The 17,209-nt window shown below is 61.7% G+C and carries 13 protein-coding genes; 7 read left to right on the top strand and 6 right to left on the bottom strand.

Translation table 11 applies throughout. The features are described 5' to 3' along the window. The first annotated feature begins 32 nt into the window (after positions 1 to 32). The 3 genes from bglA (at position 33) to N2600_RS01935 (ending at position 3,316) form a co-directional block, all read left to right on the top strand. On the top strand, positions 33 to 1,685 hold the full coding sequence (gene bglA, locus N2600_RS01925; protein WP_260297801.1) for a beta-galactosidase BglA: 1,653 nt from the start codon (positions 33 to 35) through the stop codon (positions 1,683 to 1,685). Positions 1,686 to 1,697: 12 nt separating this feature from the next. Continuing rightward, on the top strand, positions 1,698 to 2,786 hold the full coding sequence (locus N2600_RS01930; RefSeq protein WP_162117806.1) for an ABC transporter ATP-binding protein: 1,089 nt from the start codon (positions 1,698 to 1,700) through the stop codon (positions 2,784 to 2,786). 176 nt (positions 2,787 to 2,962) lie between these two features. Next, positions 2,963 to 3,316 (top strand): hypothetical protein, encoded by a 354-nt coding sequence (locus tag N2600_RS01935; RefSeq protein WP_018445791.1) that lies wholly within the window; start codon positions 2,963 to 2,965, stop codon positions 3,314 to 3,316. 101 nt (positions 3,317 to 3,417) lie between these two features. Here the strand turns inward: N2600_RS01935 and edd are convergent, their stop codons facing one another. From edd to N2600_RS01960, 5 genes are all read right to left on the bottom strand, one after another. Then, positions 3,418 to 5,241 carry a phosphogluconate dehydratase gene (edd, locus tag N2600_RS01940; RefSeq protein WP_162117805.1) on the bottom strand — a complete coding sequence of 608 codons (1,824 nt, stop codon included), beginning with the start codon at positions 5,239 to 5,241 and terminating at the stop codon, positions 3,418 to 3,420. Positions 5,242 to 5,318: 77 nt separating this feature from the next. Then, on the bottom strand, positions 5,319 to 6,017 hold the full coding sequence (gene pgl, locus N2600_RS01945; protein ID WP_162117804.1) for a 6-phosphogluconolactonase: 699 nt from the start codon (positions 6,015 to 6,017) through the stop codon (positions 5,319 to 5,321). A 10-nt stretch (positions 6,018 to 6,027) separates the two neighbouring features. After that, positions 6,028 to 7,503, bottom strand: coding sequence for a glucose-6-phosphate dehydrogenase (zwf, locus tag N2600_RS01950; protein ID WP_017967071.1), 1,476 nt, complete (start codon positions 7,501 to 7,503; stop codon positions 6,028 to 6,030). A 134-nt stretch (positions 7,504 to 7,637) separates the two neighbouring features. Continuing rightward, entirely contained in the window at positions 7,638 to 8,936 is a 1,299-nt protein-coding gene (locus N2600_RS01955; protein WP_260297803.1) for an NAD(P)/FAD-dependent oxidoreductase, read from the bottom strand. Between the two features lie 9 nt (positions 8,937 to 8,945). After that, entirely contained in the window at positions 8,946 to 10,382 is a 1,437-nt protein-coding gene (locus N2600_RS01960) for a glutamine synthetase family protein (RefSeq protein WP_260297804.1), read from the bottom strand. 88 nt (positions 10,383 to 10,470) lie between these two features. Between N2600_RS01960 and N2600_RS01965 the strand changes: the two genes are divergently transcribed. From N2600_RS01965 to N2600_RS01980, 4 genes are all read left to right on the top strand, one after another. Further along, positions 10,471 to 11,691 carry an NAD(P)/FAD-dependent oxidoreductase gene (locus N2600_RS01965; protein WP_222386358.1) on the top strand — a complete coding sequence of 407 codons (1,221 nt, stop codon included), beginning with the start codon at positions 10,471 to 10,473 and terminating at the stop codon, positions 11,689 to 11,691. Between the two features lie 214 nt (positions 11,692 to 11,905). Next, a complete protein-coding gene (locus N2600_RS01970) occupies positions 11,906 to 12,049 on the top strand; it encodes a hypothetical protein (protein WP_018486423.1) in 144 nt (47 codons plus the stop codon). Between the two features lie 310 nt (positions 12,050 to 12,359). Next, complete coding sequence (locus N2600_RS01975) at positions 12,360 to 14,891, top strand: methyl-accepting chemotaxis protein (protein WP_260297805.1); 2,532 nt, start codon at positions 12,360 to 12,362, stop codon at positions 14,889 to 14,891. Between the two features lie 256 nt (positions 14,892 to 15,147). Beyond that, complete coding sequence (locus N2600_RS01980) at positions 15,148 to 16,995, top strand: methyl-accepting chemotaxis protein (RefSeq protein WP_260297806.1); 1,848 nt, start codon at positions 15,148 to 15,150, stop codon at positions 16,993 to 16,995. Here the strand turns inward: N2600_RS01980 and N2600_RS01985 are convergent. Continuing rightward, positions 16,968 to 17,204: a hypothetical protein gene (locus N2600_RS01985; protein WP_260297807.1), complete on the bottom strand. Its 237-nt coding sequence runs from the start codon at positions 17,202 to 17,204 to the stop codon at positions 16,968 to 16,970. The genes N2600_RS01980 and N2600_RS01985 overlap by 28 nt on opposite strands. Between the last annotated feature and the right edge of the window lie 5 nt (positions 17,205 to 17,209).

The following is a 17,209-nucleotide window of genomic DNA, read 5'->3' on the forward strand; positions in this document are numbered from 1 at the left end:
ATTTCCGAACGTGACTTCAAACAGGATATTCCATGAACGTGGCTCCCCTATCGATTTCGACCCCCGACAAGGACTGGTGGCGTGGCGCGGTGATCTATCAGATCTACCCGCGCTCCTACCAGGATTCGAACGGCGACGGCATCGGCGACCTGAAGGGCATCACCGCCCGCCTGCCGCATGTGGCAAGCCTTGGCGTCGATGCCATCTGGATCTCGCCATTCTTCACCTCGCCGATGCGCGATTTCGGTTATGACGTTTCCGACTACGAGAATGTCGATTCGATCTTCGGCACGCTGGTGGATTTCGACACGATGATATCAGAGGCCCATCGTCTCGGCATCCGGGTGATGATCGACCTCGTCATCTCCCACAGCTCGGATCAGCATCCCTGGTTCGTACAAAGCCGCTCGAGCAAGTCCAACGCCAAGGCCGACTGGTATGTCTGGGCCGACGCCAAGCCGGATGGCACGCCGCCGAACAACTGGCTGTCGATCTTCGGCGGCTCGGCATGGGCGTGGGATCCGACGCGCATGCAATATTACTTGCACAACTTCCTCACCTCGCAGCCGGACATGAACCTGCATAATCCTGAGGTGCAGGACCGTCTGCTTGATGTCGTCCGCTTCTGGCTCAACCGCGGCGTCGACGGCTTCCGCCTCGACACCATCAACTTCTATTTCCACGATACGCAACTGCGCGACAATCCGGCGCTTGCGCCTGAGCGCCGCAACGCTTCGACGGCGCCGGCGGTCAATCCCTATAATTTCCAGGAGCATATCTACGACAAGAACCGGCCGGAGAACCTTGCCTTCCTGAAGCGCTTCCGCGCCGTTCTCGAAGAATTCCCGGCAATTGCCGCCGTCGGCGAAGTCGGCGACAGCCAGCGCGGCCTTGAAATCGTCGGCGAATACACCTCCGGCAACGACAAGATGCACATGTGCTACGCCTTCGAGTTCCTGGCGCCCGATCCGCTGACGGCCGAGCGCGTCGAAGAGGTGATGCAAGATTTCGAAGCCGCCGCACCCGATGGCTGGGCCTGCTGGGCCTTCTCCAATCATGACGTCATGCGCCATGTCAGCCGCTGGGGCGGGCTGGTCGCCGATCACGATGCCTTCGCCAAGCTCTATGCCTCGTTGTTGATGACGCTGCGCGGCTCGGTCTGCCTCTATCAGGGTGAGGAGTTGGCGCTGACCGAGGCCGATCTCGCCTATCAGGATCTGCAGGATCCCTATGGCATCCAGTTCTGGCCGGAATTCAAGGGCCGCGACGGCTGCCGCACGCCGATGGTCTGGGACAGCCAGGTCGCCCAGGGCGGCTTCTCGACGGTCAAGCCGTGGCTGCCGGTGCCGGTCGAGCATATCCTGCGCGCCGTCAGCGTCCAGCAGGGCGACGAGGCCTCGGTGTTGGAGCACTATCGCCGCTTCATCGCCTTCCGCAAGCTGCACCCCGCTTTTGCCAAGGGCGAGATCGAATTCGAAGAGCCGCAGGGAGATAGCCTGGTCTTTACCCGTGAATACGGCAACGAGAAGCTGCTCTGCATTTTCAACATGAGCCCGGCCGAGACCGGCGTCGCCTTGCCGGCGGGAGAATGGCAGGCATTGACGGGGCACGGCTTTACCAGCAACAACTATGGCGACAAGATCGACATTCCGGCCTGGGGGGCGTATTTCGCCCGTCTCGCCTAAGGGGAGAGAGAAATGACTGGACTGACGCTGAAGGATATCCGCAAATCCTACGGTTCCGTGGACGTTCTCCATGGTATCGACCTCGATATCAAGCAGGGCGAATTCATCGTCTTCGTCGGTCCATCCGGCTGTGGCAAGTCAACGCTTCTGCGCATGATCGCCGGTCTCGAGGCGATCACCGGCGGCGAGATGTATATCGACGGCCATCTCGTCAATGACGTGCCACCTTCCAAGCGCGGCATCGCCATGGTCTTCCAGTCCTATGCGCTCTACCCGCATATGACCGTGTTCGATAACATGGCTTTCGGCATGAAGATCGCCGGCGAAAGCCGCCAGGAGATCGACCGCCGCGTCCGGGCGGCGGCCGAGAGCCTGCAGTTGACCAACTATCTCGATCGCCTGCCAAAGGCGCTGTCCGGCGGCCAGCGCCAGCGCGTGGCGATCGGCCGCGCCATCTGCCGCGATCCGAAGGTCTTTCTGTTCGACGAGCCACTGTCCAACCTCGATGCCGCGCTGCGCGTCGCGACCCGCATCGAGATTGCCCGCCTGAACGAACAGATGGCCGATACGACGATGATCTACGTCACCCACGATCAGGTCGAGGCGATGACGCTTGCCGACCGTATCGTCGTTCTCTCCGCCGGCAATATCGAGCAGGTCGGCGCGCCGCTGGACCTCTACGAGCGCCCGGCAAACCTCTTCGTCGCGAAATTCATCGGCTCGCCGGCCATGAACATCATTCCGGCGACGGTCGCCGGAACCGGAAGCCAGACGACGGTGACGCTGACCGGCGGCATGTCGGTGACCCTCGATGTGGCGACCGACGCGTCGGAAACCGGCAAGCAGGCAAGCTTCGGCGTCCGTCCGGAGGATCTCCGGATTGCCGATGGCGCCGACTACCTTTTCGAAGGTGAAGTGTCGATCGTCGAAGCGCTCGGCGAAGTGACGTTGCTTTATATCGAGGGCCTGGTCCCGGGCGAGCCGATCGTCGTCAAGCTGCCCGGCATCTATGATGTGAAGAAGGGACAGAGGATGCGGTTTGCCGCCGACAGGCAGAAGTTGCATCTGTTTGACGCAACCGGCCATACCTACCGGAAGTGAGGCGGCCATTTTTGGGGTGATGGTCGCAAGAATTGTGCGGGAAGGGCCGAATTCTCACTTTCTGTTAAAGATCGGCTGCTACCTTTTCCTCGTCAATTTATGAGGGGGATAAGCACGTGGCCGCTTCCAATCCGTCACAGCCAAAATCTCATTTCCTGAGCAAGGAAGAATCCTTCATGTATGACCGCGAGGCGCGGTTCAAGATGGAGGACACCATGAACGCCGCGCGCATCGAATATACGGAAAAGGGCGTCATGCACGCGGCTTCGCGCCGCTGCGACATTGTCCGTATTTCGATGAGCAGCGCGACGCTCGCGATCCTGACCCAGTTCAGCCTGCCGAAGCAGTTCTATCTGGATATTCCGGATGCCCGCATCACCAAGGTCGGCTGCCTGCTGATGAAGGTCAACGCCAACAATACGATCGACGTCCGCTTCCTGCGCCTGCTGACGCAGAAGGAGCTGAACAAAATCTTCGTCTACAGCACCCATCCGGCGCATCGCGACTACGTTCTCGATATTCGAGCCTGAAGCCGCCCGTCCGCCAGGACGCGGCACCATCACTGGATTGAAAACAAGAACCCGCGGGGGCTTGAAGCTCCCCGCGGGTTTTTTTGCCAGAAGCCACCCGCTCAGTGGTGGAAGAGCACGCTCGCACCCTGGTCCGAAGGTCCAACGGCGCGGCGGAACGGGGCGAAGAGTTCGCGGCCCATGCCGAATTCATTGTCGGAGAGATCGACAGTCACCGGCTCGCGCTCGGCCATGTCAGCTGCATCGACGAGCAGCTCGAGCGTGCCCTTGACCGCGTCCAGGCGAATGATGTCGCCCTCGCGGATGCGGGCGATCGGACCGCCGTCAACCGCTTCCGGCGTGACGTGGATCGCTGCCGGCACCTTGCCGGATGCGCCCGACATGCGCCCGTCGGTGAGGAGCGCCACGCGGAAGCCGCGATCCTGCAACACGCCGAGCGGCGGCGTCAGCTTGTGCAGTTCCGGCATGCCGTTCGCCTTCGGGCCCTGAAAGCGCACGACAGCGATGAAGTCGCGGTTGAGCTTGCCTTCCTTGAAGGCGTCCTGCAGCTCCTGCTGGCTGTGGAAGATGATCGCCGGCGCCTCGATGATGTGGCGCTCCGGCTTGACGGCGGATATCTTGATAACCGCTTTGCCGAGATTGCCGCGCAGCATCTTCAGCCCGCCATTGGCCTGGAACGGTGTCTCGATGCTGGAGAGCACTTTGGGATCGACGCTTTTTTCCGGCGACGGCTCGCGCAGGACGGCGCCGTTTTCGCCGAGACGGGCGTCGACCGTATAGGCTTGGAGGCCCTGGCCAAAGACGGTGCGCACGTCGTCATGCACCAGTCCGTGCTTCAAGAGTTCCTTGATGAGGAAACCCATGCCGCCGGCCGCCTGGAAATGGTTCACGTCGGCAAGCCCGTTCGGATAGACGCGGGCAAGCAGCGGGACGATTTCCGAAAGCTCGGCAATGTCCTGCCAGGTGAGCTGGATGCCGGCCGCCCGTGCCATCGCGACAAGGTGCAGCGTGTGGTTGGTCGAGCCGCCGGTCGCATGCAGGCCGACGACGCCGTTGACGACCGAGCGCTCGTCGATCATCTCGCCCGCCGGCGTGAATTCGTTGCCGAGCGCGGTGATCGCCAGCGCCCGCTTGGCGGCTTCGCGCGTCAGCGCTTCACGCAATGGCGTGCCAGGATTGATGAAGGACGAGCCGGGCATGTGGAAGCCCATGATCTCCATCAGCATCTGGTTGGAATTGGCGGTGCCGTAGAAGGTGCAGGTGCCGGGGCCGTGATAGGATTTCGATTCCGCCTCCAGCAGTTCGGCGCGTCCGACCTTGCCCTCGGCGAAGAGCTGGCGCACGCGCGACTTCTCGTCGTTCGGCAGCCCTGTCGTCATCGGACCGGCCGGAACGAAGATCGACGGCAGATGCCCGAAGGACAGGGCCGCGATCACCAGGCCGGGCACGATCTTGTCACAGACGCCGAGGAAGAGGGCGGCATCGAACATGTTGTGCGACAGGCCGACGCCCGCCGACATCGCGATCAGGTCGCGCGAGAACAGCGAGAGCTCCATGCCCGGCTGTCCTTGGGTGACGCCGTCGCACATCGCCGGCACTCCGCCGGCCACCTGCGCCACGCCGCCAGCCCGGGCGGCGGCCTCACGGATGATCGCCGGATAGGTCTCGAACGGCTGGTGGGCCGAGAGCATGTCGTTATAGGCGGTAATGATGCCGAGATTGGGAATGCGGTCGCCAGCGAGCGCATCCTTGTCGGCGGGGGAACAGACCGCGAAGCCATGGGCAAGATTGGCGCAGCCAAGCACGGAGCGCTGCACGCCCTGCGAGGCGGCGGCGCGCAGGCGTTCCAGGTAGCGCTCGCGGCTCGGCTTCGAGCGTTCGACGATACGATCGGTGATTACAGAAATGCGTGCGTGAGCGGACATGGAAAATCCCTGCCTTGTTCGTTGTCTCTATCTGTTTCGGCGGCTCTGGCCTGAATCTCAATCCGGATGACGGCGGATCAGGGAGCCCAATAGACCTCGACCGGGGAAGTGGCCCGGCGCAGAATGGCGCGGATCGGCATTTCTGCCTCGTCACCGCTGCCTTCCGCCTTGGCGAGAACGTCTTTTTTGCCTTCGCCCTCGATATGGAGAACCAGGAGTGCGGCATCCTCAAGACTGGAGAAGGTGAAGGTCAGGCGCGGCTCGCCGGCTCCTTCCGCTTCCATGGTGATGATGCCGCGCGGCGTGGATGCATCGAGCGCCTTGGCAAGATTGCTGCCGCCAGGAAAGAACGAGGCGGTGTGTCCATCGCCACCCATGCCGAGGATGACGATGTCGAAGGGGATGCCGATCTCGGCGCTTTTTGCCGTCGCAAGTCTTGCAGCTTCCTCGACGGATGGTGCCGGCTGGTACAGCGGCACGAAGCGCGCCGCCTTTGCCTTGTTTTGAAGAAGATTGGCGTCGACCAGCAGATGGTTCGAGCGCGGATTGTCGGCCGGCACGAAGCGTTCGTCGACAAGCGTGATCGTCACTTTTTCCCAGGCGATGTCGCGTGTCGAAAGCGCCTGGAAGAAGGCCTTCGGTGTGGAGCCGCCGGAAACGGCGATGGACGCCGTTCCGCGGGCGGCAATCGCAGCTGCAAGCGTATCGGCGACCTTGTCGGCGAGACTGCCGGCGAGATCTGCGGCGCTGGCGAAGGAATGCAGGGTCGATGCCATCGATTTCGTCCTAGATCTCGTCATGCCAGGTGCGGCCGTCGCGCTCGATCAGCGCGATGGCCTGGCTCGGGCCCCAGGTGCCGGCCGTATAGCCCTGCACCTGCTGGCCGGTCGTTTCCCAACCCTTGAGGATCGGATCCACCCATTTCCATGCGGCTTCGACTTCGTCGCGGCGCATGAACAATGTCTGATTGGAGCGGATCACGTCCATCAGCAGGCGCTCGTAGGCGTCGGGATTGCGGACGTTGAAGGCCTGGGCAAAGCTCATGTCGAGCGAGACATTGCGCAGGCGCATGCCGCCCGGACCTGGATCCTTGATCATCAGTGACTGCTTCACGCCCTCGTCCGGCTGCAGGCGGATAATCAGCTGGTTGGCGACGATGCGCCCGGCCGCCTGGTCGAAAATCGCGTGCGGGATCGGCTTGAAGGTGATGACAATCTCGGACATGCGCCCGGTCAGGCGCTTGCCTGTGCGGATGTAGAAGGGAACGCCCGCCCAGCGCCAGTTGTTGATCTCGGCCTTGATGGCAACGAAGGTCTCGGTGTTCGAGACGCCGCCTTCCAGTTCTTCGAGGTAGCCCTTGACCGGGCCGGTGCCAGATGCGCCGGCGCGATACTGGCCGCGCACCGTCGCCTGCTCGACGTTGGAGGCATTGAGCGGCTTCAGCGCGCGCAGCACCTTCAGCTTCTCGTCGCGCACGGCTTCCGAATCCATCGACGAGGGCACTTCCATCGCCGTCAGGCAAAGCAGCTGCAGGATGTGGTTCTGCACCATATCGCGCAGTGCGCCCGCCGTGTCGTAATAGCCGGCGCGGCCCTCGAGCCCGACCGATTCAGCTACGGTGATCTGCACGTGGTCGATGTAGTTGGCGTTCCAGAGCGGCTCGTAGAGCGCGTTGGCGAAGCGCAGCGCCATCAGGTTCTGCACCGTCTCCTTGCCGAGATAATGATCGATGCGGAAGATCTGCTCTTCCTTGAAGGCGCGGCCGATCGTGTCGTTGAGCTGCAGCGCCGAGGCGAGGTCGCGGCCGATCGGCTTCTCGACGACTATGCGGGTCGATTTGGTGATCAGCTTATGGTCGTGGATCTTCTGCGAAATGTCGCCGAAAATGCCGGGCGCGACCGCCAGATAGAATGAGCGCACACGCTCCTTGCCCTCGTCCAGCAGTTTCTTCAGCTGATCCCAGCCGGCATCCGTGCGGGCATCGACCGAGACGTAGTAGAGGCGGGCACAGAACTTCTCCACCTCAGCCTCGTCATATTCCCCCTTCTTCAGGTGCTCCTTCAGCGCGTCCCTGGCGAATTTGCGATATTCCTCATGAGTCAGCGGGCTGCGAGAGGCGCCGATCACGCGGGTCGGTTCCGTAAACTGGCCTTCGATCTGGCGATGATAAAGAGCGGGCAGAAGCTTGCGTTCGGCAAGGTCGCCGCTGCCGCCGAAGACGACATAATCAAAAGGCTCAACGGGAATGATTTGGCTGCTCATGAGCTTGTCTCTCAATCAGGCTGGTTGGCGGCTCTTTTAATCTAATCGATTTAAAAAAGCCAGTGTGCAGTGCAATGAATCTGTCAGGCACCGGTTTTAGAGCGAATTTCCGGAAGAGGAAATCCGCAATCGGACTAAAACTTGTCGCGAAGCGCAAACCACGACAAGGCGAGGAAAAGCAGCGGTGCGCGCATGCGGGATCCGCCGGGAAAGGCGGGAATATCGAGCGACGTGAAGAGGTCGAGATCGCCGGATTTTCCAAGCACCGTTTCCGCATAGAGCTTGCCACAGTAGTTTGACAGCATGACGCCATGGCCGGAATAACCGCCGATCGAGATGACGCCGGGCATGACCTCACGCACGAAAGGCTGGCGCGGCAGGGTGATGCCGACGCTGCCGCCCCAGGCATGGGTGATCTCGATGTCCTTGAGATCAGGATAGACCTCGGCGATCTGCCGGCGGATGTGCTGCGAAATGTCCCGCGGATTGTCCGACGTATAGGCTTCACGCCCGCCGAACAGCAGGCGTCCGTCGCCGAATTTGCGGAAATAACGCACGACGAAACGCGAATCGGCCACGGCCTCGCCCCCGGGCAGCACATCGGGATGCCCGTCAAGCGGCGCCGTGGCGCCGATGAAGGAGCGGATAGGCATGACATGGCTTGCCGTTACCGGCTCCAGATTGCCGATATAGCCGTTGCAGGCGATCAGCGCGCGCTCAGCGGTGATCGTTCCCCTTTCGGTTTCGATCGTCACCTTGCCGCCGCCCTGGCGGATCGCCGTCGCCTTGGTGATCTCGAAGATTTCAGCGCCGGCATTGGCAGCAACCCGCGCCAGCCCCACCAGCAGCTTCAGTGGATGAATGTGGCCGGTGCCGACATCGCGCACGCCGCAATGGAAACGCTTCGAGCCGAGCCTCTCCTGCGTTTCCTCCTCGTCCATGAAGCTGAGATGCGGATAGCCGTAGCGTAAGGCGGCGATTTCGGCATTTTCATAGTAGTCGCGCTTGTAGCTCGCCTTGTGTGCGACATTGAGCTGGCCGGGCACATAGTCGATCTCGATCTGATGCTCGCGGGCGAAATCGATGAGATGGCGTTTGGCCGCCTCGGCAAGGTCGAACAGCGCCTTCGAGCGTTCGTAGCCGATCTTCTCCTCGAGTTCTTCCGGCCACCATCGCTGGCCGGTGCCGAGTTGACCGCCATTGCGCCCGGACGCCCCGTCGCCGAAGCGGCAGGCCTCGATCAGCACCACTGAAACACCTGCTTTGGCAAGATTATAGGCGGCCTGCAGGCCCGTATAGCCGCCGCCGACGATGGCGACGTCGCATGTTCTCGAGCCGTCGATAGCGGCATAGGTGGGCCGCTCGCCGACTGTTGCCTGATACCAGGACAGCCCGGGCGCGATCGGGCTCTGCCATGTCTCCTGCGATGTCATGATGGTCCCTCACACGTTGAGCAGAAGGAATTCCCGCTCCCAAGGGCTGATCACCTGCATGAAGGTTTCGAACTCGCCGCGCTTGACGCCGGCATAAAGGCCGATGAACTGCTTGCCGAACATCTCCTCGAAGGCGGGTTCGTCCTCGAGCAGCGCCACGGCTTCCAGCAGGCCGCGCGGCAGGTCGATCGAGCCCTCATTGGCCGAATCTTCCGTCGGCGCCGTCGGCTCGATCTCGTTCGTGATTCCGAGCAGGCCGGAGGCGAGCGAGGCAGCGAGTGCGAGATAGGGGTTGGCGTCCGAGCTCGGCAGCCGGTTTTCCACACGCCGCGCCTGCGGATCGGAGACCGGGACACGGAAGGCCGTCGTCCGGTTGTCGTAACCCCAGGCATTGTTGACCGGGCAGGACATATCGGGCTGCAGGCGCCGGTAGGAGTTCACGTAGGGTGCAAGCATCGCCATCGCGCTCGGCACGAATTTCTGCATGCCGCCGATGAAATGGAAGAATTCCTTCGAGGCCGATCCGTCGGGATTGGAGAAAATGTTCTTGCCCGTCTCGATATCGACCACTGACTGGTGGATATGCATCGCCGAACCCGGCTGACCCTGCATCGGCTTGGCCATGAAGGTCGCGTAGATGTCGTGCTTCAGCGCCGCCTCGCGGATCGTCCGCTTGAACAGGAATACCTGGTCGGCAAGCTCGATCGGATTGCCGTGGCGCAGGTTGATCTCCATCTGCGCCGGTCCCTCTTCATGGATCAGCGTATCGATCTCCAGCCCCTGCTTCTCCGAAAAGTGATAGACGTCGTCGATCAACTCGTCGAACTCATTGATGCCAGCGATCGAATAGCCCTGGCCGCCGAGGATCGAGCGGCCGGACCGGCCTTTGGGCGGGTGTAGCGGATAGTCGGGATCGTCGTTCTTGGCGACCAGGTAGAATTCGATCTCGGGCGCCACGATCGGCTTCCAGCCGCGCTCGTGATAGAGGCTCATGATCCGCTTCAGCACGTTGCGCGGCGTATAGGGCACTTCGCCGCCGTCCGAATCGACGATGTCGCAGATCACTTGCGCCGTCGGGTCGGTTTCCCAGGGCACGACCGAAAGCGTCGAAAGGTCGGGCATCAGCTTCAGGTCGCTGTCGCGCGGCTCATATCGGAAGCTCTCCGTCTCGTCTGGATATTCGCCCGAAATTGTGTGCCGGTAGATCGCTGAAGGCAGTGCTAGCGAGGTGTTGGACGTGAATTTCGAGCTCGGCATCATTTTGCCGCGTGCAACGCCGGCGAGGTCCGGCGTAATGCATTCGATGTCTTCGATGCCCCTGTCCCTCAGCCACCGCGCTGCTTCCTTCCAGTTCGCAACGCCGCGCAGGGATCCGGGCTCCGGGGGAGTTTTCTTCGAGGCGGGTACGTTTCTGGCAGGCTTCAGCGTCGTCTTTTTTGGGGACATGACACACCGGTTTGCGTTGATCGTGGCGCCATCATAACCAGACTTTGCCAATTGGCGAGGGGTTGAGAACGTTGACTTTCGACCTCCGATGGAAAAAGAAGACGTGATTTTGATCGGGGAAACGGGTTTGCAGCGCAAAAGCGACGTCATCGTCATCGGCGCCGGGGCGGCGGGCATGATGGCGGCCATCCGCGCGGGAAAACGCGGCCGCTCGGTCGTGGTCCTCGACCATGCCAGGGCGCCTGGTGAGAAGATCCGCATATCCGGCGGCGGCCGCTGCAATTTCACCAATATCCATGCCGGACCAAAGAATTTCCTCTCCGCCAACCCGCATTTCTGCAAGTCGGCGCTCGCCCGTTTCACGCCCGCCGATTTCATCGCCATGGTCGACCGCCATGGCATTGCCTGGCACGAGAAGACGTTGGGCCAGCTTTTCTGCGACGATAGTGCCAAAGACATCATCCGCATGCTGCTGGCTGAGATGCGCATGGCCGGCGCAGTACTGCATCTTGGCACCGAGATATCAGGCGTTGAAAAGACCGAAGCCGGCTTCCGGGTATCGACGAGCGAAGGCCATTGTGAAGCAACGTCGCTGATCGTCGCCACCGGCGGCAAGTCGATCCCGAAGATGGGCGCCACCGGCTTTGCCTATCGCCTCGCCGAGCAGTTCGGCCTGACCGTGCTCGAAACCCGCCCCGGCCTCGTGCCGCTGACGCTCGATCCCGGCCTGCTGGAGAGCATCGCGCCGCTGGCCGGCATTGCCGCCCCAGCCGAAATCCGTCACGGCAGGACCGCCTTCCGCGAAGCGCTGCTGTTCACCCATCGGGGGCTGAGCGGACCCGCTATCCTGCAGATCTCCTCGCACTGGCGCGAAGGCGACGAGATTGTGGTTGCGATCGAACCGGATATCGACATTGCGGCGCATCTGAAGGCGGCAAAGCAGCTCAATGGCCGCCAGTCGCCGCAAACAGCCCTTGGCGACCTCCTGCCGAAGCGGCTGGCACAATTTCTCGTTGAACGCGAAAAGATCTCCGGCAACATGGCCGACCTGCCTGACAAGGCGCTGCTGCGCCTTGCCGCCGGTGCCCAGAACTGGGCCGTCAAACCGTCCGGCTCGGAAGGTTATCGCACCGCCGAAGTGACGCTCGGCGGTATCGACACGGCAACGCTCGATTCACGCAGCATGGAGGCAAAAGCCGTGCCCGGCCTTTACTTCATCGGCGAGTGCGTCGACGTCACCGGCTGGCTCGGCGGCTATAATTTCCAGTGGGCCTGGGCTTCCGGTTTTGCCGCGGGCGAATGCGTCTAAAGCTCCTTGTTTCGATGCATGTAGTGGGCCTAAAGCCGCTGCAAATTTTTTGATATGCATTGGAAGTATCCGGAGATACCGATTCAAGACTTCTTAATAGAGGTGCGCCATCCTGTCTCAATTGGCGGTTTGCGAAGCTGTTCCTAAATTAAGCTTTACCGGCAAGCCGTTTTGTTGGATTGTTGTTGTGTCAGAGAGAAGTGAGGTTTCGACCATGAACAGAAACACACGACGCGCCCGCGCCATCGCAATCGCAGAGGCAAAGCCGAACGCCCGGATGGTCGCCCTGCGTTATCTGATGCTCGCCGCCGGCGCCACCGCCGCCGCCCTCGCGCTGCTGCTCTCGCACTTCATCTGATCCTGTCCGCAGACCTGGAACCAACGTTGCGACATGCCAACTGTCGCACCGCGGCGTCGCGGTTCATAAATTGCAACTATTCACTGCCTTGGCTTAACCCGCCATAACAACTTATCCGAAAATTAATATCTAATCTGACACAATTGCTCGCGAATATTTGGGCATCTCCAAGTTGTTTGGACATGAACTGGCAATGACTGCCGCCTGGCCTCCGGGTTCCCCAATGTAAATAAGAATAGCTCGATGTGCACCCGGCTGGCGCCATGTGGCTGCCTGCGGGAGGAGTGGTGTATGAAAGGCCCGGAACGCCATGTTGATTGACAAGATTCTTTCCCGCTTCAGGATCAAGACGAAGGTTTTGATCTTCGTTCTGCCTTTCGTCGTCACCATTTCGGCAGTGGGCCTGACTGGCCTCTATGCTTCCGGACTTCTGCAGGGCCGCATGGAAATATCCAACAGCGTGCTGCAGTCGCTGAGCGGCTTCAAGGATCTCTATGGTTCGATGGATGATTTCCTGCGCGTCACCAGTCCTGAGGCGCGCGACAAGCTGATCGCGGATCTGAAGACCCAGCAAGGCGTGCTCGACCAGACGCTGAACCAGGTTGGTGACGAGGCCGCCGGCCGCGACAGCCTTGCGGAGGCCTCGCGCCGCACCAAAGAGATTTCGGGCGTCGTCGACAAGCTCTGGGCGCTGCACGAGCAGGAGCAGGCATTGCATGAGCAGATCGACGCGGCGCAAAAAAGCGTCATCAGCACCCGCTTCACCGTGTCCTACCAGGCCGAAGAATTGCAGAGCACCGTCCAGAGCGACGAAAGCGCCGCCACCAGCACCCTTCGCACGGCCGACCGTTTGCTGAAGGGCGGCGATTTTCTCGGCACCGTCGCCAGCGGCTTCAGCAAGCCGCAGACACCGCAGGACAAGATCGCCTTCATCAACGAACAGATGCCGGAGATCATCAAATCGCAGCGGCTGATCGCCATCTCGGTTCCGACCAATCAGAAGAATGTCATCGAGGCACTGGCTGCGACCATTGACGGCATCAAGGCGATCGTGCAGACACCCAATCCGACCGACGAAACCGCCACGGAGCTCGGCCGTCTCGTTTCGCGCTTCCGCCAGACCTCGACCTATACGCAGCTGACCGCCACGCAGAAAATGCGTGACGCGACTCAGGAATTCGCCGCGCTCGACGGCCGGATCGCCCAGGCCAATTCGGTGCTGCAGGATACCAGGCGCCTCGAAAATTCCGTCTATTCGCTGCAGATCGTTCTTTCCGACTTTCTCGCCGATTCCAGCAAGGAAAATCTCGTGCGCCTGCAGCAGCAGGCCGGCACGCTCGGCAAGGACATGCAGGTGCTGGTCACCAGCGCCAAGGGCATGGGCTTTGCCGAAGGCATATCAGGTGCGATCCAGCCGGCGCTCGACGTCATCTCCGGCGGCGGCTCGAAGATCGTCGACACGATCGGCGAGCGCGTCACGGCCTATGCCGCGGCCCGCCAGGAACTCGACCAGATCTGGAAAAAGCTGACCGATTTTGCCGAACTGCAGAAGCAGACGGCCGGCACCGAGCGTACCCAGGCAAACAGCATCTCCGTCATGACCACCGGTCTCGGCATCCTGCTGTCGATCCTGGGCGGCATTGCCCTGGTGCTGACGCTGCAGCGCCCGATCAGCCATATCACCGCCGCCATGCGCCGCATCGCCGAAGGGGCGCTGGATACCAGCATCTCCGGCGAACAGCGCCACGATGAAATCGGCGACATGGCCCGCGCGCTCGGGATCTTCAAGGAAAACGCCATCTCGAAAATCCGCATCGAGGAGCAGAGCGACGAGGAGCGCGCCGCCGCCGAACACGAGCGTCAGCGCAACGACGCCGAAAAGCGCGAGATGGATCGTCAGATCGAATACGCGGTCAACGCGCTCGCCGCCGGCCTCGAACGCATGTCGCAGGGCGATATCTCGACGACGATCGAAACGCCCTTCATCGGCCGTCTCGAACAGCTGCGCCAGGATTTCAACGGTTCGATGATGCGCCTGCAGGCGACGATGAGCCAGATCCGCGACAATGTCGAACTGATCCAGGGCAACGGCAACCAGATGGCCCAGTCGGCCGAGGACCTCTCCAAGCGCACCGAACAGCAGGCTGCATCGCTCGAAGAGACCGCGGCTGCCGTCGATGAAATCACCGTGACGGTCCGTTCGTCGGCCGAACGCGCCAAGGATGCCGACCAGATCGTCCGCCAGGCCAAGCGCAGCGCCGATGATTCCGCCGTCGTCGTCAGCAATGCGATCGACGCAATGGGTCGCATCGAGGATGCCTCGCGCCAGATCGAGCAGATCATCGGCGTCATCGACGAGATCGCCTTCCAGACCAACTTGCTGGCGCTCAACGCCGGGATCGAGGCGGCGCGCGCCGGTGAAGCCGGCAAGGGCTTCGCGGTGGTCGCGATGGAAGTCCGTGAACTGGCCCAACGCTCCGCAGCAGCAGCTCAGGAGATCAAGGGGCTGATCAACAAGTCGACCAACGAGGTCAATTCAGGTTCGCAATTCGTGCAGGAGACCGGCACGGTGCTCGCCAAGATCAGCGCCCAGATCGTCACGATCAGCCAGCATGTCGAGATGATCGCTCGCGCCAGCCACGACCAGTCCAACGCGCTGCAGAGCGTCAACGCGACGGTCAACCAGATGGACCAGATGACTCAGCAGAACGCCGCCATGGTGGAGGAGACCACCGCCGCCAGCCGCGAACTGGCCGACGAGGCCGGTTCGCTGCGCCGGCTCATCCAGCAGTTCAAGATCGACGGCGAGGCGGCCGCCGCGCCGGTCTACCGCGCCGCCTGATCGTTGATCAATCCGTCTTCATGCGAACGGCCCCGGAGTTTCCGGGGCCGTTTCCATTTATTCTGCAAAATAGCGCCTCGATTAAGAGGGTTTGAACGATGGAGAATAGGTCGAATGACGCAGCCTATCACGCTGGGATCATCGGAAAACGCTCGCAAACGAGGCGATGAATATCTCCGACAGCCAAGATTTACGGAGAATCTTCCTTAATGCTTTTAATCTAATTTAACCTTGGTCTATCTCCCCGGGGGTCTCGATGCTGCGCCTTTTCTCTACGTCGATCATACGCCAGATCGTTGCGATCACGCTTTTTCTGCTGGCGATCAGCACGGCCGCCATCGTCGGCGTGACCTACTACAATCTGAGCCGTCAGGTCATGGACGGGGCCGTCTCCGACGCCAGGGATGCCACTCGCGCCATGGCCGTCCTCTACGGTGCTGCCGATCAGGCTGCAAAGATCGAATTGAAGGACAATCAGCTCTCGGCTGTCACGGAAGACGCCATTCCGGCCCTTGCCGACCATTCCCTGGTCGATCGCACTGCGCAATCGATCGCCGGCGTTGCGACCATCTTCCAGAAGCAGGGCAGCGATTACGTCCGCATATCCACAAACGTCAAGAAGGAAAACGGCGACCGCGCCGTCGGCACCAAGCTGGTCGCCGATCATCCGGCCCAGCCGGTTCTCGCCAGGGGCCAGGCTTACTACGGTCCGGCGGAGCTTTTCGGCCGCAAGTTCATGACTGGTTATTTCCCCATCAAGAATGCGTCGAACGCCAATGTCGGCATTCTCTTCATCGGCATTCCGATGGAGCTCTATTACCAGCGCGTGAATGAGCTGCAGATGCTGGTTCTCGGCGTTGGCTTCATCCTCATGCTCATCGTCGGCGTTCTCGCCTTCTATGCGATCCGCCTGTCGGTGAAGCCTTTGCAGGCGCTGACTGCGAGCGTTCACTCGATTTCCTCCGGCGATCTCGAAGGAGCGATTCCCTGTATCGAAAAGAAGAACCAGTTCGGCGATATCGGCCGGGCCTTGGCGCTTTTCCGCGACAGTGCCCGCGCCAGGCGCGATCTGGAAACCCAGGCTGGCGAACAGCGCGCCTTGAGCGATGCCGAACGCGCCAGGAACGATGCAGACAAGCGTTCGCTCGACGGCCAGATCGACTTTGCCGTCAACCAGCTTGCCGCCGGCCTCGGGCGCCTGTCGCAGGGCGACGTCTCGCAAACGATCGGCACGCCCTTCGTCGGCCGGCTTGAGCAGCTGCGCGTCGATTTCAACGCTTCTCTCTTGCGGCTCCAGGATACCCTTTCCGGTATCCGCGACAGTGCCTCGACGATCCAGCGCAACAGCGGCGCCGTCTCCGCCTCTGCCGGCGAGCTTTCGAAACGCACCGAGGCGCAGGCGGCGAACCTCGAGGAGACCGCGGCCGCGGTGGAAGAGATCACCGTGACGGTTCGTTCCTCCGCCGAGCGTGCCCGTGAAGCCAACAATGTCGTGGCTGCGACCAAGAAGACGGCCGACAGTTCCGGCGCCGTCGTCGGCGATGCCGTCGCCGCCATGGATCGCATCGAGCAGGCCTCGCAGCGCATCGAGCAGATCATCGAGGTGATCGACGACATCGCCTTCCAGACCAATCTTCTGGCGCTGAATGCCGGCATCGAGGCGGCGCGGGCCGGCGAGGCGGGCAAGGGTTTTGCCGTCGTCGCCCAGGAGGTCCGCGAACTCGCCCAGCGTTCGGCCGATGCGGCGCGCGAGATCAAGTCGCTGATCGAGACATCGAGCCGGGAGGTGACGGCAGGTTCCGAACTGGTCCAGAAGACCGGCAGCGTCCTTGCCTCGATCAGCCAGGAGATCATCGCGATCAGCGGCCATGTCGAGACCATCGCCACCGCCAGCCGTGATCAGTCGGCTGCGCTCCAGGAGGTCAACGGTTCCGTGAACGCCATGGACCAGATGACCCAGAAGAACGCATCGATGGTTGCCGAGACGACCCAGGCAAGCCGCCTGCTTGCCGGCGAAGCCGATACGCTGATGGCGCTGATCGAGCGGTTCCGCATCGTCGCAGAATCGGCACCGGCTCATCTCGGAGCAAGAAGAGTCGCCTGAACTGCGCAGCCGCAGCGGCTGCGGGATTGCGCAGTGGCCCTGCGGCGCCTTCCGAGGTTGAGGTCGAGCGACGTCAGCCAGGCGGCAAAGCCAATAATGCTATTGTTTCCGAACTCGGCATAAAATCTGTCCTCTTCCTCCTTGCCACCACTTCGTTGGGGATAGTGCCGATAGCCGATGGTGACTGCGATGGTGAGCATGTCGATCATGACAA

The organism is Rhizobium sp. WSM1274 (assembly GCF_025200775.1).
In the GTDB taxonomy this organism is placed as follows: Bacteria; Pseudomonadota; Alphaproteobacteria; order Rhizobiales; family Rhizobiaceae; genus Rhizobium; species Rhizobium leguminosarum_I.